The 20,254-nt window shown below is 64.3% G+C and carries 21 protein-coding genes and 1 pseudogene; 9 read left to right on the top strand and 13 right to left on the bottom strand.

All coding sequences use genetic code 11. The annotated features are described in order from the left end of the window. Window positions 1-731 precede the first annotated feature (731 nt). Window positions 732-1,994, top strand: a complete 1,263-nt coding sequence (locus OIE68_RS46470) for a hypothetical protein (protein ID WP_327097236.1) — start codon at window positions 732-734, stop codon at window positions 1,992-1,994. A 100-nt stretch (window positions 1,995-2,094) separates the two neighbouring features. Then, a complete protein-coding gene (locus OIE68_RS46475) occupies window positions 2,095-2,865 on the top strand; it encodes an ESX secretion-associated protein EspG (RefSeq protein WP_327097237.1) in 771 nt (256 codons plus the stop codon). Between the two features lie 39 nt (window positions 2,866-2,904). On the opposite strand, the gene OIE68_RS46480 is transcribed toward OIE68_RS46475, so the two are convergent. The 6 genes from OIE68_RS46480 to OIE68_RS46505 form a co-directional block, all read right to left on the bottom strand. Further along, window positions 2,905-3,933 carry a hypothetical protein gene (locus OIE68_RS46480; RefSeq protein ID WP_327097238.1) on the bottom strand — a complete coding sequence of 343 codons (1,029 nt, stop codon included), beginning with the start codon at window positions 3,931-3,933 and terminating at the stop codon, window positions 2,905-2,907. Between the two features lie 43 nt (window positions 3,934-3,976). Beyond that, entirely contained in the window at window positions 3,977-4,495 is a 519-nt protein-coding gene (locus OIE68_RS46485) for a hypothetical protein (RefSeq protein ID WP_327097239.1), read from the bottom strand. 25 nt (window positions 4,496-4,520) lie between these two features. Beyond that, on the bottom strand, window positions 4,521-5,288 hold the full coding sequence (locus tag OIE68_RS46490) for an alpha/beta hydrolase (protein WP_327097240.1): 768 nt from the start codon (window positions 5,286-5,288) through the stop codon (window positions 4,521-4,523). A gap of 54 nt (window positions 5,289-5,342) precedes the next feature. Continuing rightward, window positions 5,343-5,633 (bottom strand): DUF427 domain-containing protein, encoded by a 291-nt coding sequence (locus OIE68_RS46495; RefSeq protein WP_327097241.1) that lies wholly within the window; start codon window positions 5,631-5,633, stop codon window positions 5,343-5,345. A 748-nt stretch (window positions 5,634-6,381) separates the two neighbouring features. Continuing rightward, window positions 6,382-7,392, bottom strand: coding sequence for an alpha/beta hydrolase family protein (locus tag OIE68_RS46500; RefSeq protein ID WP_327097242.1), 1,011 nt, complete (start codon window positions 7,390-7,392; stop codon window positions 6,382-6,384). A gap of 506 nt (window positions 7,393-7,898) precedes the next feature. Next, window positions 7,899-8,678: an aspartate/glutamate racemase family protein gene (locus OIE68_RS46505; protein ID WP_327097243.1), complete on the bottom strand. Its 780-nt coding sequence runs from the start codon at window positions 8,676-8,678 to the stop codon at window positions 7,899-7,901. A gap of 294 nt (window positions 8,679-8,972) precedes the next feature. On the opposite strand from OIE68_RS46505, the gene OIE68_RS46510 reads away from it, so the two are divergent. Next, window positions 8,973-9,140 carry a hypothetical protein gene (locus OIE68_RS46510; RefSeq protein WP_327097244.1) on the top strand — a complete coding sequence of 56 codons (168 nt, stop codon included), beginning with the start codon at window positions 8,973-8,975 and terminating at the stop codon, window positions 9,138-9,140. A 1,401-nt stretch (window positions 9,141-10,541) separates the two neighbouring features. Here the strand turns inward: OIE68_RS46510 and OIE68_RS46515 are convergent. Next, window positions 10,542-11,434 (bottom strand): annotated as a pseudogene (locus OIE68_RS46515) (IS982 family transposase). 67 nt (window positions 11,435-11,501) lie between these two features. Further along, window positions 11,502-11,846 (bottom strand): YybH family protein, encoded by a 345-nt coding sequence (locus OIE68_RS46520; protein WP_327097245.1) that lies wholly within the window; start codon window positions 11,844-11,846, stop codon window positions 11,502-11,504. A 93-nt stretch (window positions 11,847-11,939) separates the two neighbouring features. Between OIE68_RS46520 and OIE68_RS46525 the strand changes: the two genes are divergently transcribed. Then, window positions 11,940-12,320, top strand: a complete 381-nt coding sequence (locus OIE68_RS46525; RefSeq protein ID WP_327097246.1) for a helix-turn-helix domain-containing protein — start codon at window positions 11,940-11,942, stop codon at window positions 12,318-12,320. Window positions 12,321-12,376: 56 nt separating this feature from the next. On the opposite strand, the gene OIE68_RS46530 is transcribed toward OIE68_RS46525, so the two are convergent. The 3 genes from OIE68_RS46530 to OIE68_RS46540 are packed head-to-tail and all read right to left on the bottom strand — an operon-like array spanning window position 12,377 to window position 13,695. Continuing rightward, window positions 12,377-12,586: a DUF397 domain-containing protein gene (locus OIE68_RS46530; protein WP_327097247.1), complete on the bottom strand. Its 210-nt coding sequence runs from the start codon at window positions 12,584-12,586 to the stop codon at window positions 12,377-12,379. A gap of 27 nt (window positions 12,587-12,613) precedes the next feature. Continuing rightward, window positions 12,614-12,823 carry a DUF397 domain-containing protein gene (locus OIE68_RS46535; protein ID WP_327097248.1) on the bottom strand — a complete coding sequence of 70 codons (210 nt, stop codon included), beginning with the start codon at window positions 12,821-12,823 and terminating at the stop codon, window positions 12,614-12,616. Beyond that, window positions 12,820-13,695, bottom strand: a complete 876-nt coding sequence (locus OIE68_RS46540; protein WP_327097249.1) for a helix-turn-helix transcriptional regulator — start codon at window positions 13,693-13,695, stop codon at window positions 12,820-12,822. The genes OIE68_RS46535 and OIE68_RS46540 overlap by 4 nt, the downstream gene beginning before the upstream one ends. A gap of 277 nt (window positions 13,696-13,972) precedes the next feature. On the opposite strand from OIE68_RS46540, the gene OIE68_RS46545 reads away from it, so the two are divergent. Genes OIE68_RS46545 through OIE68_RS46555 form a run of 3 tightly spaced genes read left to right on the top strand, consistent with a single transcriptional unit; the run spans window position 13,973 to window position 15,022 of the window. Beyond that, entirely contained in the window at window positions 13,973-14,407 is a 435-nt protein-coding gene (locus OIE68_RS46545; protein WP_327097251.1) for a hypothetical protein, read from the top strand. Next, window positions 14,404-14,745 carry a hypothetical protein gene (locus OIE68_RS46550; protein ID WP_327097252.1) on the top strand — a complete coding sequence of 114 codons (342 nt, stop codon included), beginning with the start codon at window positions 14,404-14,406 and terminating at the stop codon, window positions 14,743-14,745. The genes OIE68_RS46545 and OIE68_RS46550 overlap by 4 nt, the downstream gene beginning before the upstream one ends. 19 nt (window positions 14,746-14,764) lie before the next feature. Beyond that, window positions 14,765-15,022, top strand: coding sequence for a hypothetical protein (locus OIE68_RS46555; RefSeq protein WP_327097253.1), 258 nt, complete (start codon window positions 14,765-14,767; stop codon window positions 15,020-15,022). Between the two features lie 30 nt (window positions 15,023-15,052). On the opposite strand, the gene OIE68_RS46560 is transcribed toward OIE68_RS46555, so the two are convergent. Both OIE68_RS46560 and OIE68_RS46565 read right to left on the bottom strand, forming a co-directional pair. Then, window positions 15,053-15,439: a hypothetical protein gene (locus OIE68_RS46560; RefSeq protein ID WP_327097254.1), complete on the bottom strand. Its 387-nt coding sequence runs from the start codon at window positions 15,437-15,439 to the stop codon at window positions 15,053-15,055. A 17-nt stretch (window positions 15,440-15,456) separates the two neighbouring features. Beyond that, window positions 15,457-15,969 (bottom strand): DUF3558 domain-containing protein, encoded by a 513-nt coding sequence (locus OIE68_RS46565; protein WP_327097255.1) that lies wholly within the window; start codon window positions 15,967-15,969, stop codon window positions 15,457-15,459. Window positions 15,970-16,435: 466 nt separating this feature from the next. Between OIE68_RS46565 and OIE68_RS46570 the strand changes: the two genes are divergently transcribed. Both OIE68_RS46570 and OIE68_RS46575 read left to right on the top strand, forming a co-directional pair. Beyond that, window positions 16,436-19,795 (top strand): nitrate- and nitrite sensing domain-containing protein, encoded by a 3,360-nt coding sequence (locus OIE68_RS46570; RefSeq protein ID WP_327097256.1) that lies wholly within the window; start codon window positions 16,436-16,438, stop codon window positions 19,793-19,795. Further along, window positions 19,792-20,220, top strand: a complete 429-nt coding sequence (locus OIE68_RS46575) for a roadblock/LC7 domain-containing protein (RefSeq protein ID WP_327097257.1) — start codon at window positions 19,792-19,794, stop codon at window positions 20,218-20,220. Before OIE68_RS46570 ends, OIE68_RS46575 begins: the two co-directional genes overlap by 4 nt. Window positions 20,221-20,254: the final 34 nt, after the last annotated feature.

The following is a 20,254-nucleotide window of genomic DNA, read 5'->3' on the forward strand; positions in this document are numbered from 1 at the left end:
CGATGTGTCGTGCGCTTGGCTGATCGGCTGATTCGAGTCTGGGTGGTGTGCCGTCGGGGGTCGTTAGCGTTGTGGCGCAGGCCATCACTGCGTGGGCACGCCGAGGTGGGACGAGTGTCCTTGCGGCTGCAGGATTGCTGATGCCGCTGTCGCGACTGCGCTCGCTTGGATCCAGCGGAGCTGACGCACACCCTTCGGTTACATATCGACGCTCCACCTGACTCGCTGACTCGCTGACTCGAAAGTCGAAAGTTGTGCGAGTGCGGGTTTGGTGTGGCGGTTGAACTCTCCGGCCGGAATTGGCCGTGGGCGGGGCCGGCGCCGGTGTTGGCTTGCGTTGGGACTCGAGGTAGCACTGTGGGGGTAGGTCGGGGGTGGTGGGTGTTGATTCTGATGGGCGGTTGCCGGTGCCGGAGTGCGACGGTCGCCGCAGCCGTCGGCTTCGCAAGGGCAGCCGTTTTTCGCGGATGAACCGGCTCGGCACGCCGCGGCCTCGAGGTGTTTCTTGGTCTCCTCGTCGGCCGGGAAGAACGGTTCGATTCGGCTGAAGGGCCGGGTGCTCGTTTCGGGGCGGTTGATCTCAGGGGCCCAGCGCTGGGACTATTCGACGCGCGGCGGTGGGGATATCGTTTGATATGGTAAGGACCTCTGGACGGGTCGAGAGGGTGGGGATGGCGCACCGAGTGACGTTGATGCTGCGATCGATGGGCGGTTGATCCATGGGATTCGGCATGTTCGAGTGGAGCGCAGGTGATCTCGGTTCCGCGATGCTCGGAAGTCTGACCGATTGGATCGCGGGCGAGGAACGGAAACCGGGCGTCGATCCGGCCGCGGTGCAGACCAAGTACAACCAACAGCGAGATGGTGTTCGCAGTGCCGCCAATGGCATCGGATTTCACGGTGACTACCGACCGCGTTCGGTGAATAGCCGCGACGACTTCGATACGCCGACGACCGCACAGTTGCGCGAGAAGGTCGACAAGATCGACATCACCGCTGTCGACAACCTCGCTACCGCGTGGAATGAGATCGGCAAACGCGCCGAGACCTCCTTGGACACCTTCAATAAGGCGATGGAACGCGCGACTCATGAAAGCATCTGGAAGGGTGCGTCGCGCAATGCCGTCGCCAAGGCCGTCGGGGATTACAGCACCCAGGCGGTGCAGCTTGCCAACGCCGCCAAGCTGACCGGCAGCAAGGTCGCCGAACTCAAAACCGGTTTGGAACCGACCAAGGCGCTGGTGCCGCACGCTCCCGACCTCCGCTCCAATGTCGAGAACGCCAGGCATTGGATCGCGGGCCGTGGCTGGCGCGATAATGACGAGGCGGAGAGCACCGCGCACGCCGAGGCGGTTCGCGTGCTGCGCACTGTATACGCGCCGGTCATCGAGGAAACCGACACCAACGTCCCGGTCATCCCCAAACCCGATAACCCTGCGGCGAAGCCGGGGGACACTCCCGGCGCGGGGCCGGGAAACAGCCCTGGCGGCAGCCCATCCGGTACCAGTCCGGGTGGCAACCAGCCGACGGAAAAGCAGGAGAAGAGCACCGACGAGAGTTCGTCCACCGATCCGTCGAGCACCCAGTCGACGGATAGTTCGACGACACCGTCGACAACTTCCAGTACCGGGCCCACAACGACAAACCCGGATACCACCGCGACCAACCCGTCGTCGACGACAACCAGCACGGGCTCGCCGACCGGTTCGGGCACTTCGAGCGGCACACCCGGTACGAACAACCAGTCCCCGGGACGAACCGTCACCGGCACCCCCGCAGGCGCCGCTACCTCCGCCGCCGCGACCGCAACTACCGCCGCGGCCACAGGCCGCAACGGTATGTCCGGTATGGGCTCACCCGGCAGTCGCGGCGGCAAGGATGAGAACGAGTCCACCAAGGGCGTCCCGGATTACTTGATCAACCAGCAAAACGGTGAAGAGCTCACCGGGCTCGACAGCGCGCCGAAGACCGTCCCGCCGGTCATCGGCGAGTGACCGAGCGTCGCGAGGGCACTGAAGGCACAGCATCATCGGTCGCAGCGGAGCCGAGCGCCAGCGCGGCGGAGCCGAGACCGCCGGAAGACAGGAAAACCGCATGACAACCGCGCGGCGGTGGCGTTTCACCGCGCTCGAATTCCGAGTGCTCTGGGAGTCGACCGGACGGGATGTGCTCCCGTATCCGCTGCGGCACCGTTCCACCGAGGTCTTCCAAGAGGATTCGGATCGGCTGCGCCGGGCCGCCGCAGAGGTGGTGGTCCCGCAGTTGGATGACGATCTGGTGCGGGCTGTCGAGGTGCTGCTGGCACCGGAGGCGCGCGTGGAGGTGGCGGGATTCCGTGGTTCGCGCAAGGAGCAGAAGATCCGCGCACACGGAGGCGTGCATTTCCAGCACGGCGCGTTGGCGATTCAGCAGCCGGGCACCGATCACGAGCACGGCGGGGATGTGGACCTGCTGTTCCTGTCGGCCGATGATCTGGTTCCCGCCGTGGTCGATGTATTGCCGGAAACCCGTCCGGGACAAGGCAAACCGATGCAGGTCCCGGTCGAGGAATTGGAGAAGCCGCCGCCGGTGGTGCGCGACGCGTGGCGTCCGACGGTGCGCGAGGAGTTCGACAAGTTCTTCCGTCGGCCGACCACGGCCACCATGCATGTCGGCGTCTACCCGCTCGGATCAGTGGACAATCGGCATACCAAGGGCCGCAAGGACTTCCAGATCACCGATTTCGAAGATGATGGCCGTTACGTCAGTTTCGGCAGTCGAATCGTGATCGTGAAGCCGACCGATCGCCAGCGCATCACCGCGACGTTGCGCGAAATGATCAGCCGCACAGTCGAAGAGGTCCGCAACGGCGATCACGCGCGCTGAGTGCCCGCGCTCGGTCATGCCGGGCGCGGGCTCGCTGGATCAGCTGGTGGCCTCACCCAGGATGCCGAGCACCACATCCGAGGTATAGAACGGCTCCAGCCGCTCGCGAATCAGCTTGCCCAGCACGCCATTCCGCTTAGCGCCCTCGATGACGGCGGGGCCGTACCGCAGGATCTCCTTGGCGATATCGTCCCCGGACAAGCCGAGTTCCGGCAGCATCGCGGCCAGCGTGTAATCGCCGTATTTGGTGAAGAAGACATCCACGCACTCGTCGACGAGCAGCCCGAAATACTCCTTCTCCCTGGTGGTGATCGCGATCTCGTAGCAGAGCAGCACCAGTTCGTTCAGATCCTTCTGGGTCAGGTAGTCCCGCAGTCCGCTCACCGGCTCATCGGCGTGCAGATCCCAGAACTCCATCGCGGCATCGTGCACCGGCGCGTCGCGCAACATCTCCCGGATGGCATTGTTGGTGCGCTTGAGCGCGAATACCGCACCCTTGCCCGCCATATCGCCGATGAAGGTGCTCTCGGTGGCCTTTTTGGCGGTCTTGGCCGCCGACTGTCCCATGGAGATCAGCGATGAGACGCCCGGAATCTTGCCCGCGATCTGCCTATTCGCCTCCATGAAATCGGAGATGAGCTTATCCACGAATTTCGAGGCGACGGTGGCGACCAGCGGGCTCTCGGTGAGCCGCTCCAGGATGCGCTCCTGCGCCTGGTGCATGCCGAAGATCTTCTCCAGCAGCGCCTCGACCGGTTCGCGGTCGACCACCTGCCCCAGGGTGTAATCGTTGTTCGCGGCGATATGGTCGTAGATCGAGTCGGCGAATACCCCGACCATATCCGCGATGACCGGACTGCCGCCGATCAGGTCGATGACGGTGCGGACCGTCTCCTTGGCCTCGTCGGTGCCGACGATATCGCGGAAGACGAGGGTGTCGGCCACCCCGATCACCGATTCCACGTCCCGGACGACGACCTCGGTGAAGCGCTCGCCGCTCACCTCGGCCAGCAGGAATTCCACTTGGGCATCGAGTAGCCGTTCGGCGATCTCACGCGGCTCGCTCATCGAATATCACCATCACATTCGTAGTCCGTCGCGCTCGGTCAGCTTACGGATCGTTCGATTCGACATCGTTGCCGTGCAACGATTTCCGTATCTGAGCCAGACGCTCGCGCGCCGCTTTCTCACGCGCGTCCCATTGTTCGTCGGCGCTGCGGCCCGCAGGAGTCTGCCGGTCGAGGTCGCCCATGCCCTGCGCGGTGCCGAAACGCTGCTCGACCTTATCGCGAACTGACTCAAAAGTAGGTACGCCGCCGGACGAATATCCGCCCACCTCGGAGCCGGACGGGAGACCGGTCGGCGGTACCGGTACCGCTGGTACCGGAGAAAAGCCTCCGACCTGCCCGGATGCACCCACGCCCGACGCCTGGTCATGCGATTGCGGTGTCACAGTGGCGGGATTCACAGCCGCTTCGGAACTCGTATGACCGAGTACGGCGGCCTCCGCGACCGCGGTGTGCACCCACGAGAGCCGAGGTCGCCCTGCGGTGGCAGCGTCGAGTACCGCCAAGAGTTCGTCATCGGACAGTGCCGCGAGCCGCGCGGTGATCTCACCCAAATCGCTCATATCGCCAGGCTACGCACGAGCGCCGTCAGGGGTTGAGCAGATCACTCGCCCAAGTGCGGATCAGATCCGGCCAACTGACCCTGGCCGAGATGATCAGATCGTTGTGACCGCCGCCGGGAAAGACCACCAATCGCTTCGGTTCGGGTGCGGCCGCGTACAGCCGCTCGGCGTGCCGCAGCGGCAGCAGTTCGTCCTGGTCCCCGTGCATGATCAAGATAGGTGCGCGCAGCTTGCGGATGCGGCGCAGGCTCGGATAGGCGTCCGGGACGAACGGGCTGGGCAGGAATGGATATACCGAGCGGGCCGCGTCACGCAGACCGGTGAAAGTGGACATCAGAATCAGTCCTGTGGGCGGATGCTCGGTCGCCAGTTCGAGCAGCACGCCGCCGCCGAGCGATTTCCCGAGATAGAGCACTCGATCCGCATCGACGCCAGGCTGTTTCAGCAGCACCTCCCGCGCCGCGTGGGCATCGAGGTAGGTGCCGTACTCGGTGGGTCGCCCGGTGCTGCGGCCGTAGCCGCGGTAGTCGAAAGTCAGTACGTCCAAACCGATTTGGGTGAGCAGCGCGTAGATCGGCACCCGGTCGCCGATATTGCCCGCATTGCCGTGCGCGAACAGGACGTGCCCGATCGAGCGGGCGGCGGGCAACCACCACCCCTGCAGTGTCTCGCCGTCCGTCGTGCGGATGGACAATTCGGTGTAGTCCATCTCGAGGACCGACGGCGTCTGCACGATCTGCCGATCGGGCATGAAGGTCAGCGCATTGAGGATCGGACCGGCCGGATGTCGCATGCCATCGTTCTTACCCGGAACCTGCTATCGCTGCGCGCCGACTCCCCGAACGCACTACACCTCGACGACGTCGACGCCCTTCCAGAACGCGACCCGATCGCGCACCTGCTCGGCCTCCGACTTCGGATCCGGGTAGTACCACGCGGCATCCGGATTCTTCGCGCCCTCGACCTCGACCGTGTAATAGGACGCGAGCCCTTTCCACCCGCACACGGTATGCGTATCGCTGTCCCGGAAGTACTCCGTCTTCAGCGACTCCGCCGGAAAGTAATGATTGCCCTCGACCACCACGGTGTCAGCACTCTCGGCCAATACCGTGCCGTTCCATACCGCTCGTACGCTCATCGAATCTCCCACCGTCGCATCGGATTCCGCCGCATACAGACCACGGCTACCGTGTGTAACCGGGACCCGCACTCGCGGTATTCCCCGCCCTCTGTTTCGCCGCGCATTGATTTGCTCGGCCGATCACCGCGCGGTGCGAGAAGGTGCGTGGCGGCTGAGAAGGTGATGTCGCGCCCGGATTTGCCTGGCTGACCAGGGTGCGGCCTGCAGGAGGTGCGTGGCAGCCGAGAAGGCGATGTCGCGCCCGGATTTGCCTGGCCGATTGCGGCGCGGCCCGCAGAAGGTGTGTGGCAGCCGACCACGCGATGTGCTCGGAATTGCTTGGCCGATCACGGTGCGGTGCGCAGAATGTGCGCGGCAGCCGACCACGCGATGCCGCGCCAGGAATTGCCCGGCTGGTTGCGGCGCGGCCCGCAGAAGGTGTGTGGCAGCTGAGTGCGCGATGTTGCGCATCGGATTGCCCGGCTGACCGCGGCTTGGCGCGAAACGGTGTGTGGCAGCCGAGTACGCGGTATCGCGCTCGGATTTGCCTGGCTGACCAGGACGCGGCCTGCAGGAGGTGTGTGGCAGCCGAGAAGGTGATGTCGCGCCCGGACAGAATTGCCTGGCCGATCGAGGCGCGGCGCGAAACCGTGCGTGGCAGCTGAGTACGTGATGTCGCGCATCGGATTGACCGGCGGATTGCGGCGCGAAACGGTGCGCGACCGCCGACCAGCGATGTCGCGCACCGGGTCTCTCGGATGCGCTTTTATACGCCGAGGCCTGCTTTCAGGGCCGGCCAGGATTTGGGCAGTGCGGTCTTCCAGTACGGCCACGAGTGGACGCCGACGGCGGCGTAGTCGATGGAAAGGTCGGCGCCGAAGAGTTTCATGGCGGGCGAGAGGGCGAGGGTGCAGTCGTGCGATACCTGTTCGATCTCGTTCGCCCGGAGCGGGTCGTTGGGCCACGACCAGCGATCGTCGAACGGGGCGTCGTCGGGGCCGGGCACGCCGGTACCCACGTACAGGTGGACCGGTTTGCCGCGCAGCGCGTCGAGGTGTTTGCTCGGATCGTGCGCTGCCCACTCCGGGTTGCCCGCTTTGCCCCACATATTGTCGGGGTCCCCACCCTTTGATTCGACAACGGGGCGCACCGAGAGCTGTCCGACACCGTCGGTGGAGTAGCAACCGCTGAAGGCTGCCAGGGCTCGGAACATGTCGGGGTGCCGCACAGCGAGGATGGCCGCCGCTCCCGCTCCCATCGAAAGTCCGCCGACGGCGTAGACCCCGTTGCCTTTCAGTTCACGGTCGATCAGCGGCGGCAGTTCCGAGGTAAGGAAGGTTTCCCACTTCTGGTGTCCGATTTTGGGATCGTCCTGCAACCAGTCGGTGTAGTAGGTTCCGCCGCCGCCTACCGGCATCACCACATTGACCGGTTTGTCGGCGAAGAACTCCTTGGCGCCGCCGCGCAGCGTCCAGGTGCTCGCCGGCTGAGATTCCGACGCACCGTTTCCGTCCAGCAGCAGCAAAGTCGGCCGGGATGCCGACTGGTTCGCGGGCACCAGCACATCGAGGTGAATGGTCCGCTTCATGGCGGGGGAGTGGACGTACATCTGCCATTGCTGCGGCGAGGTGCGATCGATTCGCTCGACGGTGGCATCCGCGTTCGCCTCCGGCGCGACAACGAACAGCGGCACGATCGCGACCGCTACGGCCGCGGCGACAGACGCCATCCGCCGGTAGCCCCGGCGTTCTCGCAATACCGACACGCGCAAATCCATGTGCAACCTCATCGACGGGTTGGCCCCCATCGGAGGCCGTGAATTTTCGCGTCGACAATGTCATGAAACGTCATGTAACTGGTGGCGTCGGATTCCCACCGTTGGTGAGCGAGTCGGTCGCAGACTGCGGCATCGATGGGTAGCCACTCGGACAGCGCTGTGTTCTCCGATCGGGCGGCAACGTAAGTAGCTTGTGCTGCAACCGGATTCGTCTGTTGTTCCGACGCCTGCTACCGATGCAGCCTCAGTCCGTTGTAAGGTCTCAAAAATCTTGGCATCTGTAGGCTGGCTGACCTGGATGTTTCGGGTTTGTCTCATGTAGTGGCGAGCGGTGCTTGTCTCAGTCTGATGGCATCTTCTTCGTGATGTCCGCGTTGGGCGGCGGGGTTCGGTTGATGGCGCACCGAGGAAACCGATGAGCACCACCCGAATCCAGCGATGGTCGTGGCATGGAAGGACCTGCCGCGGGTGTCATGGCGTGCCGAAATTGTTGGCGGACAAGGACCTCAGTCGATGGCGCCGCCATACCAGGTCGGAAGCGGGCGCGCCCCGATGGCGACCTGGTGGGCGGCCGCAGCGAGCAGGCGAGTGGAATCCAGTGTGGGCAAAGGGGATACGTCCGGCATCACCAACAGCGGGATCTCGGTACAAACCAGGGCGACGGCGTCACAGCCCAGACTGTGCAGGCGGTTGATGATATCCAGGTAGCGCTGCCGGGATGTGGCCGTGAACACTCCTTCGCACAGTTCGGTGAAGATGATGTCGTCGATCAGGCGGCGCTCGTCGGAGTCCGGGATTTCGGCGTCAATTCCCTTGGCCGCCAGGACGCGCGGGTAGATCGGGCCGGTCATCGTGTACTTGGTACCCAGCACGCCCACCCGCCGATAACCTTCCGCGGCCGCCTTTTCCGCGACGATTTCGGCGATGTGCAGACCCGGCAGAGCCAGGTCTTCGCCGCGGCACTCCAGCGCCATATGCGCGGTGTTGTCGGGGCAGACGAAGAATTCGGCGCCGGCGTTGGCGAGGCGATCGACGCTGGTGGCCAAGGTCTTTCTGATCGTGCCGTGATCACCGGCCTCCCACGCGGGCATGCTGCGGCCCATTGCGATGCAATCCAGGGTCACATCGGCGTGCTCGTGCCTTCCGAGATCGCGGGCACCCTCCTGCGCCAGCGTCCGCAAGCACAGCGACGCGCCTTCGATACTGTGCGCCAAGATACCAACGTGCCTCATCGCGCTGCTCCTTGTTTGCACCGATCCATGCCGTCCATCCTCGGCGAAGATCATCCATCCTGAGCCGGTTTTTAAAAGACCGGCCGGTCGGTATCGCAGAGGTGGCGGCGGTCTCGTGCTGGGTCCCGGGGCGGCAGGCGCGGTCAGCATGCCGATGAGAGCGTTGACGGCCACAGCGATCTCGAGGTAGCGAGCCGAGTCGAGCATCGGCGGGTCGCCCAGGCGGCAGGAAGTTCTCGACGCTTATGCCGACCGCGATCATGGCCAGGTAGGCCACTGCGATCCGTCTCAATGTCGTGGCATTACTTCAGATGAAATTCCGATGCGGGGCGGCCTCGTACTGAGGGGATGAAACGGACGCTCCACGGGCTCCGAATCGTGTACGAGGGTCGGATCACCGCTGGTGAACTCCGCAACGAAACCAACGGCTCGACCAACCTCGCTGCCTGGAATCCGGTCGACGGCGTCGTCCACCTCGACCGAGTCGAACTCGTCAACGTCGGGATTGAGCTGTAGCGGACCAGGCCGGCTCTGGGCCGCGCAAGCGGTTGACCGCCGTCCGGTCAGACGGCCGGGAGCTGATTTCGCCGACCGGCTCGCCGGAGTTCGGCTCCGCGGACCGCAACTGGCGAAATCATCTGCCAACCCCGCGAGCGGGAGGGAGCGGAATCTCAAAATCGCGGCGGATCCGCCACATCACCGCCAAACATTCTGAGATTCCGTCACGACTTTTGAGACCCCTACATCCGTAGTGCCGGACCGAGGCTGCTGAACCGTATTTCAAATGTAGGGTCTCGCCGCTGACTTCGTCAGCCGATGAGGTGACCTGCGGCATTCGATTGTCTCACAACGGTTTCGCCGTCAGGTTGTCTCACGAGGTGCTTCATTTCCTCTGCATGGTCTGGTGGGCGTCGAGGACGGCTTGGCCGAGTGGGGTGAGGGTCATGGGTCGTCGGGAGCAGGCGCGGTTGAGCAGGCTGCCGCCCAGGTCGTATTCGAGTTCCTGGATTCGGCTTCTGAGGACCTGGGCGCTGACGGGGAGGTCCTCGACGCCGGAGGCATACCGCGAGGGCGGCTGGTGGGTCGGGATGGGCCACGGCAGCGGGCCTTCTGGTGGCGTTTGTGCTGCATGGTTGATCGGCGTTAGCGGCTAGCTGCTGCCGCGATCAGTCACCGCCACCGCCACCGCCACCACCACCACAGCCGAAACCCCCTCCGCAACTCGAGCCGCCACCGCTGCCGTCACTGCCGCCTGCTCCCCACTGGCCTCGTCGCCGAGGCGCAGGTTTACTCGCCTCCCGGAACAGCGCGAACACCACCAACCCCAAAACCAGTGCAACGAACGCGATACAGATGAATCCTCCCACCACATATCCAGTAGACCCGACGATTCGTCAGTCGTAAAGCCAATACTTTCGGGGCGATCGAGTCACAACATGATCAGGCCTGGCCAGCAGTCTCGGGGACCTCCGATTCGCCGAGGCCGAGCAGCCGTAGCAGAAAGCCCCGCACCTCGGCAATCAAACGAGGTGCGGGGCTGTAGGGTCTCGCTGCTGACTTCGTCAGCCGATGCTGTGACCTGCGGCATTCGATTGCCTCACAACGCGGCCTCGGAGACCTGATCACCGGTCACACGAGACCACGGGATCCGATCCACCCGATCACCGCCCTGGCGACGCACCGAAACCTCGGGCACTACGGCCGCAGCCTCACTCATCCCACCGCCGCCTCATCGAAACGTCGGACATGGAGCGACAGCCTGCCACGCCAGCCGAGCAAACGAGGGCGGTTTCAGCGATACAGTCTCACGAAGGCTTCGTAAACGAAGTCGACACGAAATCGAATGTGAGATTACGAAGCGCGCCGCGAGACCCTACATCAGAGGGGCGCCGCTAGACGAGTAAGTCCGAAGTCCGGTCAATGATCGTAGGCAATCAGTGACCGGGTGATCGGCGCGCTGGTGATGTGGTTGTGCCAGATCGCGGCGGCCATCGCGAGCACGCGCTGAGCGACCCGGATCGCCACACCCTCACAGGAGCGTCCGCCGTGGTCTTCGAGGTCGAGCTGGCCCTTGAGAGGGTCGTTGACCGATTCGATCAGCTGCCGCACCTTCTTCAGTAGCGGCTCACCGTAGCGGGCTTTCTCGTCCTTGCGCGACGGGCGCAGCATGGTGACCCCATATTCCCCGAGCAGCGTTTCGAACTCGCGGCTGGCGAAACCCTTGTCGCAGATCAGCAGGATGCCCTCGTGTTCGGCAGCGACGGCGGCGTCGACCTCGAGCATGGCCGAAAGGACCTCGCGTTCACCGAGTTTCGGGTCGGCGAGCGCCCAGAGGATCGGCATCCCCACCGGAGTGCACACCAGATACAGCTTCAGCCCCCAGTAGAACCGTGAATGGGAAGCGCAGTAGCCGTAGCCGGCCCACCCGGCCAGCTCCGAACGCGCGACAGTCGGGCGGGACATGCCGCACGGCACTGGGGTCTAGTCCACGATCCAGCAGTCGTCCAGCCAGTAGTCGCTGGAGCGGGCCAGCATCCGGATGACCCGCTTGACCAGCCCCAACGCAGCCCGCAGCCGCTTGTTGTAGCCGGACTGCTGCGGCAGGTACGGAAACATGCCGATCAGATGCTTACGCGCATACCGCAGCATTGCGCCTCGGAAGTGAATCCCGGCAGAGACTGGGCCACCGCCAAGCACACCAGCTCCGAATCAGTCAGCACCGGCGGCCGACCCGTCCAGCGGGAACCGGGCAACTCGTCATCGATCTTCACATACAGTGCGGTCAGAAGGGCGTCCAGATCGTTCGTCACGCAATGGTCTTAGATGCCCTCCGCCCACGTCCAAGCATCGCCGAGTCGTCGAACACAACCCGTCCGGCTAAGCCACCACGCCGAACGGGTTGTCGATGATGTAGCGCCAGAGGCCATCGGCACCCCGCCGCGCGACGTCGGTGGCGGTGCCTTCGATGTGAACGGGCTCGCCGTCGGGCCCGGTGCCGTCGATGACCCAGTCGACAATCAGCAGCGCGATGTCGTCGGCGACGTAGGTATGGCGCGGTGTGAGGGTGATAGGCAGGCCAAGCGCCAGAAAATCCGCTGTTGCGGATGCCAGTTCGGCTCCGGTCGTGGGTGCGCCGGGTTGCGGCACGAACACGGCCCGCGCCTCATAGACCTCGGCGACCGCCGCCGCCGACCCGGAGTTGAATGCCGCTGCGAAAACCATCGGGTGTTGCCGGGCGTCGCCAGTGAGAGCGACAGTGGACGGATGGACGGTGTCGGTTTCGAAACTCATGCCACCAGCCAAGCGTGCGCGAACGTGGCTCACCAAACGGAAACCCACAGGTGGGATACCGAATTGGTGCCGACCGAATCTGGTCGGACCCAGCGCCCGGACACCACCTGCCCGGTCGAGGTGGCGCTGTCGGCCGTCTCCGGCCGCTGGACAACCCTGGTGCTGCGGGAACTCATGCACGGCCCGAGCTCGTTTAGTGAGCTGGCCGAGCGGCTACCGGAGATCAGCCCGAAAGTACTCACCGACCGCCTCCACAGCCTGCGCGACAGCGGGCTGATCAGGCAGGACCGGCTGGCCGGATTCCCGATACGCACCCGGTACGAACTCACACCCGCCGGGGAAACCTTGCGGCCCTTGCTGATCGAACTCTATCGGACCGGGCAACGACTACAACGTCTCCATTAAGCCAACAACACTGGGCACCGCACTACACGCACTACCCAGCATTAGGACTTACTCGTCTAGTAGGGCCGGTTGAACTCGCCGTTCTGGAGGGCAGCGGTAAAGGCATCCCATTCCGAAGGAGTGAAGACGAGCGCTGGGCCGGTCGGGTTCTTCGAGTCACGCACTCCCACCATGCTGTCCTCGAGGTGCGCAACCTCGACGCAATCCGAACCGCTCGTGCTGCGGCTGCTCTTGAACCACTTCGCCTCGGACAAGTCGATGTTCATGCCGCTACTCCTAACGACAGTCGGACGCTATGCGGGCCAGTTGAACTCGCCGTTCTGGAGGCCAGCGGTAAAGGCATCCCACTCCGAAGGAGTGAAGACGAGCGACGGGCCCGTCGGGTTCTTCGAGTCCCGCATTCCGACCATGCCCCTTTGGAGGTGCGCGACTTCGACACAGTCCCTACCGCTGCTGCTGCGGCTGCTCTTGAACCACTTGGCACCGGACAGGTCGATGTTCACGCCGTGTGCTCCTTCGCTATTGCCTGGATGAGGCGTCGAGTGTCGTCTGGATCCAACGCTACTCGCTGTATGTCCTCACACGCTGCCTGATACTGCTCGATCTCGCTGGCCTTGTCCAAGTACAGGACACCCGTGAAGCCCTCCACGTAGACAACAGGCGGCTCGCTCAGCGCTGGGTTCAGATGATTAGGAAACTCCATGTATACGAAGTCCTTCGTTGTCAGTCCCAAGTGGTTTGGAGCATTGAACCGGACGGCCCGAATCGACACGTTCGGCAGTTTGCCGACCTCGATGAGATGATTCAACTGATCGGCCATGACGTCGGCACTGCCAATGCGATGGCGCAACACGGATTCGCTCAGCAGCGCTTCAAACGTGAACCCCTCCGAATTGTCAAGTCGGCCCTGCCGCTTCGTGATCAGATCAACGTCACCTTCGATATCCACAGGTTGACCCTGCGCTGCCCAGATGGCCCTCCGATAGCCGGGTGTCTGCAGCAAGCCGGGCAGTAGTGTCGATTGCCACGAAATAATACGACTGGCTGACTGCTCGAGCCCGAGGAACATCTGGATATCCGGGATCATCGCCCCGACATAAGACTGCCACCAACCATCTTTCCGGGACTCCTGGGCGAGCCACAGAAGTTCGTGACGCTCGTCGTCACTCGCTCGATAAAAGTCGCACAGAGCATTGATCACCATCTTCTTGACTTCGCTGCTACGCCCAGATTCCAAGCGCCACAGTGTTTGTGAGCCCATCTCGCACGCCTGAGCAGCGCGTGTACGGCTCAGGCTTCGCTTCTCCCGCAGCTCCCGGAGGCGTCGTCCGAGCACACGACGCGGCAGAGTTGTGTTGTTCGATTCGGTCGTCAAAGTAATGCCACCCACCCTTTCGTTAGCGTTACTCACAGTCATGTCAAGCTAGATGGAATAGTCAGCCTGTTTGGAGCGAATTCGATTCGGGCTGAATCGAATTGGAGTGCTCCCACCGTACCCGTTTGGTGTTTTACTAGCCATGCGCCAGACGGTCGGGTCGACCAACTATTCGCCTCCGCTCCGCCACCCCTCGCGGTGGCGAATTGGCGACGCCGCGTCCGACCGTCTGACGTTCCAAAATCGCCACCGTCACAATATCTTTCGGAGGTATCCAGTGCCCGGCCTGACAGCAATCGATCTCAATACGGTGCCCCCTGATTCGAGGACGACCGCGATCCGGCCCACGAGCGCCGAAGCGGGTGGGGCCGACCTCGCGCGGGAGCAGCCGAAGGCCGTGGGGTTCGTCCGCGGCGACGTATCCGGACTGCAAGCGCCTCGGCACGCGACCGCCGTGCAGCGGCATGCCTGCGCGCTGGGCTACCACTACGTGTACACCATCCGGCCGCCGCAGGACGCCGACGATGCGATCGGCTACGCGCTCGGCATCGCGGCGGGCTTGGGTGTGGCCGCGATCGTGGTCTACGACCTGGACCACGTGGACAATCAGCCCGCGCGGGTGTGTGAGGACTTCGACCTCGAAACCGTGTGTCCCGCAACGACATGGGCGCGCGTGGCAGGTCCGGGAGCGGCCGAGACGGGGGCCGCGTGAACGACTACGCGGTACTCACCCCGCCACGGGTCTGCGGGCATGCTGATGTGCGACTGGCGCATGAGCTGATGCGACAGCACCGGGTCTGCCGGGTCGATCTGTGTGTCTGGAAATCGGCGGCGTACTACACGCTGGTGGCCGCGGGGCATCTCGCGCCGCAGACATCGACGCCGCGCGAGCGTGCCGCGGCGCGCGGCATCGACTTTCCACCACTGGACGCGCAACCGCCGGTGTGCGACGGCCCGCCGTTGCGAACGCTGCGGGAGGTGCTGGACAGGTTGTCGGAGCTGGCGCTGCCGGTGCCCGACTCGAATGGCAATGCCAACCATAGGAATTGACTCACTACGGGGGCCGGATATGCGTGAGCGTCGCACCGAGGTCGACGGGTGGGTGGCCATCTGGGAGATCGACCACTGGCGCATCCGAATTATGCTCGTGCGCAGCCTTATCGATAGTGTGGGGCCATTGCTGAATGTCGATGGAGCGGCGGCTGCGCCCGACCTGGCCGATATGCGTGAGAAATACCCGAACCTGTCCCGGTTGTGGGATGTGGTGCGGCATGAGTATTGGGCGGAAGTGATTACGCCCCAGGAACATTCGGAGGGGACTATTTGATTGGTGACGAGAGCGGCGGCATTGGGGGGTTTAGCTGCTCGCTGATCCGGTGTTGGTGTTGAAGTGGATGGAGTTGGTGACGTCTTGGCCGGTAATGCGTTTGATCGATAGAGCCATGATCTCACCCATATCTTTGATGACCTCGATGTGCTCACGGATGATGGCATCGATCGAGTTGTTTTCACCGCTGGCCTGTCCCTTGAACATCTTGACCAGATCGTCGGACATGTGGAAAGCGCCGAAGCCGGAAACATTCTGGGCGTTTACCGACAAATTGAGCATGTCGTTGAGGTCTTCCAGACGTTGGTCGCATGCGGCCATACACTGCCTGGCCGCCTCTTCGCTATCCAGATAGAGCTCTCCAGACCGCGCCTGCGCGGCGAAACGTGTCCACTGCGCCAGTTCGGTTTCACTCATGGTGCAACCCCCTCGAATTACTGCGGTAGGACCGGAACGATCGAGTCACCGACCCGGTAGAGCTCCACGCACGGGTCCTCAGGGTTGTCCAAGGATGCTTTGTTCAGGACCCGAAGCTGGAGGACCCCCTGAGCCGCTGGAAAGAGGACATCGCAGCCCAGGTCCTTGGAAGCGCCGGCGACTTTGAACTGCCTGCCCTTGCGACCAGCGACAGTGACATCCTGGAAGTCGACGTTGCCTTCCTTGTGTTCGAACTCCGCGACGGTGCGCCCGGTCGAGAAGACGGTGACGTAGTACTTCGTCCCTTTCCAGTTGCAGATTTCCCAACCCGACTGGTGAACTCCCGCGATCCCGCTTTCCTTGGTCGCCGGGTCTACGCCTGCAGCCGTGAGCGCGCTATCGGGGATCTGCGTGCACGGATCGAACAGCTTGACCTGCGCCGCACTCGTCTCACTGCTCGCAGTCGGACTTCCGCTCGTCGAACTCCCACACGCGACCAACCCTGGCAGGACAGCCGCCGCGAGCAGCATCAACTTCAATCGGTGCGCCATCCCCACCCTCTCGACCTGCGACTATCCGGAGATCTTGACCATATCAAACGGTATCCCCGGCATTGGTGGGCGCAAGGGAGGCGTGCTCTGAAGATTCAGTGCAGAATCACGCACACCGATTCCTCGGCGAACCCGATTGCGACGGGTGTCACGTCACACTGGGCAGCGGCCCGTTGTGAGCGGATCGATACCGCGGAAACGCTGGATTACCAGCGTGTATACAAATGCGTCCGATGTCTGTTTTGTCCGGTTTTCGCATTGACAGTGCCATACGCCTGGAGCAGGCTGCTGCGTGACTTTCCGTGCGCTCGGGGTGGAGCGGTCACGGCTTGGCCGTCGGAGGAGCAGGGTGGTGCGTTTACGTAAAAGGTCGGAAAAATCCGGTGGCACACCGGATATGACTGCCGATCCCGGAAGTGAACGCCAGGTTGCCGGGAACAGAATAGTGCGACCGCGCACGATTCGGGGACAGTTGGCCCGAATCCTCGTCGTCTCATTGGTTTTGGTGCTGGGACTGCTCGGCGTGACAGTCGCCCGGGAGGTCAAGGCGTTCCGTGAGAGCGGTGACACTGTGCACGCGGTCTCGCTCGCGCTGGCCGTACAAGATCTGGTGCAGGAGGCGCAGCGCGAACGCGGGCTCAGCAATGGCCTGCTCGGCGGCGATACCCGCTTAGTTCAGACCGTGTCTGATCAGCGGGTCGAGACCGATCGGGCCATGCGCGCACTCGAGGCGGCGGCGGCCGGCAATGCGCCCGGCGCGGCCCAGGTGCGCTCGGCGCTCGGACAGTTCGACGCGCTCGACGCGACCCGCACGCAGATCGACGCCCACCGCACCAGCAGGCAGGCGGCCTTTCAGTTCTATACCGACGGCATCTCCGCGCTGAATCGTCTGACGCTCGGGCTCGATCAGGCGCGCGACGCCGAGGTTCGGCACGGCCTAGAGGCGCTGTATGCACTCGGGGAGGCCAAGGAGCAGACGGCCAAGGAGCGCGGATTCCTCAACGGCGTCTTCGCGGCCGATGAATTCCGCAATGGCGAGTACGTCGAGTTCCTCGATATCCGCGCCGCCAAGATGGCCGGACTGACCGCCTTCACGCGCGACGCGACCGCGGCACAGCAGGCCCAGCTCGATGCGGCGCTGCGGAGTGAGAATGCCGTCAGGGCAGGCGAATCGGAGCGAATCGCGATCGCATCGAGCACCGGTCCGCTGGTGCGTTCGGTGGATCCGAGCACCTGGTGGGCGCAGATGACGGCGGTCATCGATGAGCAGCGCAAGGTGCAGCAGGCAGTCGGTGACGATGTGCAGCGGCGTGCGGAGGCGCTGCGCAGGGATGCGTTCCTGACGCTCGGCGGCTTCCTGCTCGCGGCGCTGATCGCCATCGCCGCCGAGATGGCATTGGTCTTCGCCAGTGTGCGTGCCATCGTACGTCCGCTCGCCGCGCTGGCGGCAGAGGCCGATGATGTCGCCAATCACCGGCTGCCCGAGGTGATCGCGGCCTGGCAGGCATCCGATGACGCGCAACCGGATCCGCCCGCGCCGGTGCGGACGCCGCGCGGCGCGAGTGTCGAAATCGCCGCCGTGGCAGGGGCATTGGACGGTGTGCAGACCACCGCCTTCGAATTGGCTTCGGCGCAGGCGCTGGTCCGTCGCAATACCACCGAATCGATGGCGAATCTGGCGCGGCGCAACCAGAATCTGGTGCGCCGCCAGCTCGGCCTGATCAGTGAATTCGAACGCGAGGAACTCGACCCCAAGGCGCTGTCCAATCTGTTCGAGCTCGATCACCTCGCCACTCGCATGCGGCGCAATGCCGAAAGTCTGCTGGTGCTGGTGGGGGCGGCAAGCCCGCGGCGCTGGGCCGAGCCGATCGCGCTCACCGATGTGATTCGTGCCGGGTTGTCGGAGGTCGACGACTATCGGCGGGTGGTGCTGCGCCGGGTGGACGATATCGCGATCACCGGCGCGGTGGTCAGCGACCTCGCGCATATGCTGGCCGAGCTGATCGAGAACGGATTGGCCTTCTCCCCACCGGATATGGAGGTGGAGATCTACGGGCGCAAGCTGCCGGCCGGATATCTGCTCGCGGTGGTGGATCACGGTGTCGGCATGCCGGCGGAGCAATTGGACGAGGCGAATGCCCGGCTGCGCGGCCAGACCGATTTCGTTGTCGCGCCGACGCGATATCTGGGGCATTACGTGGTCGGCCGGTTGGCGCGGCGGCTCGGGATCGATGTCGAGTTGAATGTCTCGCCGGTCAGCGGGATCGTCGCGCGGCTACTGCTGCCCGTGGGAATCATTGCGGGAGAGAAGGATCGGCGCGCACTTGCTGCGGCTGGACAGCGAGGTGCGGCGGCTGCGGGGCCTGCTGGCGCGGTGCCCGGTGCGCACGGGCGCAGCGACTCGGCGGCGGCAAGGTTGGTCGGTTCCCCGGCGGTCTCCCTTGCGAATGAGAATGCTCGGCGGGCACCTGCGGCCGGGAACCGGGGTGAAGCGGCTTCGGTGCCTGCTGGTGCGCAGGGGTATGTCGAGTCGGCGGTGGGGTTTGCCGACGCCTCGGGGGGATCCCTTGCGGATGAAGCCGTTTCGGCGAGAGCGGTGCTCGGCACGCCGAGGCACAGTGCTCCGGTCAATGGTGCTCCGGTCAATGGTGCCCCAGTCGACGGTGCCTGGGTCAGCACTGCCCGGGTCAATGGTGCCGGAGCTGATGGTGCGCAGGGTGATGGTGCTCCAGTGGACGGTGCCTGGGTAAGTAGTGCCCGGGTCGATGGTGCCGGAGCTAGTGGTGCGCAGGGTGATGGCGCTCCAATCGACGGTGCCCGAGTTAGTAGTGCCCGGGTCGATGGTGCCGGGGCTAATGGTGCGCAGGGCGACGGTGTCTCGATACCTGGCGCGCCGACGCATGATGTGCGAATGACCGGCGGGTCCGAACCCGACGGCGTCGGACCTCGGCAATCGAGGTCCGGACCCGCGCATTCCCGACCGGGATTCGCATCGCCGACATCGGCACCCGCGCCGTTCGCCCACTTCCATTCCACGCCGGACGATTCCGGCGACGGTGTCGGATCCACCGGGGCCGGCGTCGATGGAGCCGTGTCAAGGGGCGATCGGGCTGCTTCCGAGGCGGACCCGACGGGTGATTGGGCTGCGCCTGGGGGCATCCCGACCGGCGACAGGGCTGCGTCCGGAGCCAACGGATCGCTGACGGGTGTGCCAAGGGCTGATGGAACTGGTAGCGATGGTGCCAGCGAATCTCTGACCGGCTTGCCAGCTGCCAACGGATCGCTGACGGGCCTGCCAAGGGGGAATGGCACTGGGAGCAATGGTGTCAACGGTTTCCTGACGGGCTTGTCCGCCGTCAGCGGATCAGGGAGCGATCGCTCAACCGACGCCGTACCCGCGACCGAGGGGCCGCAGCCCGCTGTCCCGTCTGCGGTGGGCGGTTCGTTGTGGCAGATACCTGAAACAGCAACAGCCGCAACGGAATCTGATTCCGCACCTATCGGTGTGCAGCGAACGAAGAACGGATTGGTCAAGCGCAACAAGCGAGCACGCACAGCCGCCAACGGAAGCGACAGCGCACCAAGGGCTCTCACTCAGGACCCACCCAGCGCTCCGGTCGTGGAACGCACACCGGCCGAAACCCGCAGCATGCTCTCGGCGTTCCGGGCCGGACACGAGCGCGGCGCTCCGAGCGCAACGCCGCCGAAAACATCCGAGAACGCTGGCGCATCCGAAAACATCCCGCACGCCACGGATTTGGCGCAATCCTCGGTTTCACCCACCATCGCAGAGGAGATTAGATGACCACCCACATACAGACCGCGGACCCGCACACCTTTAACTGGATGCTGGCCAACTTCGTGCGCAATACCGACGGCGTTCGCGACACCGTCGCCGTCTCCTCCGACGGCCTGCTCATCGCCATGTCCGAGGGGCTGGACCGCACCGGTGCGGATCGACTCGCCGCTATGGTCTCCGGTCTGTCCAGCCTGGCCCGAAGTGCTTCGCGCAGTTACGCATTCGACGGTCTCAAGCTGATCATGATCGAGATGAAGCGCGGCTTCCTGCTGGTCTCCGCACTCGGTGACGGCAGTTGCCTCGGCGTCATCGCCGACGGTGGTTGCGATGTCGGTCTGGTCGGCTACGAGATGGCGGTGCTGGCCGAACGCGCCGGTGCGCTGCTCGACCCGGCGCTCGTCTCGGAATTGCGAGAGTCGTTGCGCAGATGAGAGATCCATACCGGCCGCGGTTGCCGGACCCGCG

The sequence above is a fragment of the Nocardia vinacea genome (assembly GCF_035920345.1).
In the GTDB taxonomy this organism is placed as follows: Bacteria; Actinomycetota; Actinomycetes; order Mycobacteriales; family Mycobacteriaceae; genus Nocardia; species Nocardia vinacea_A.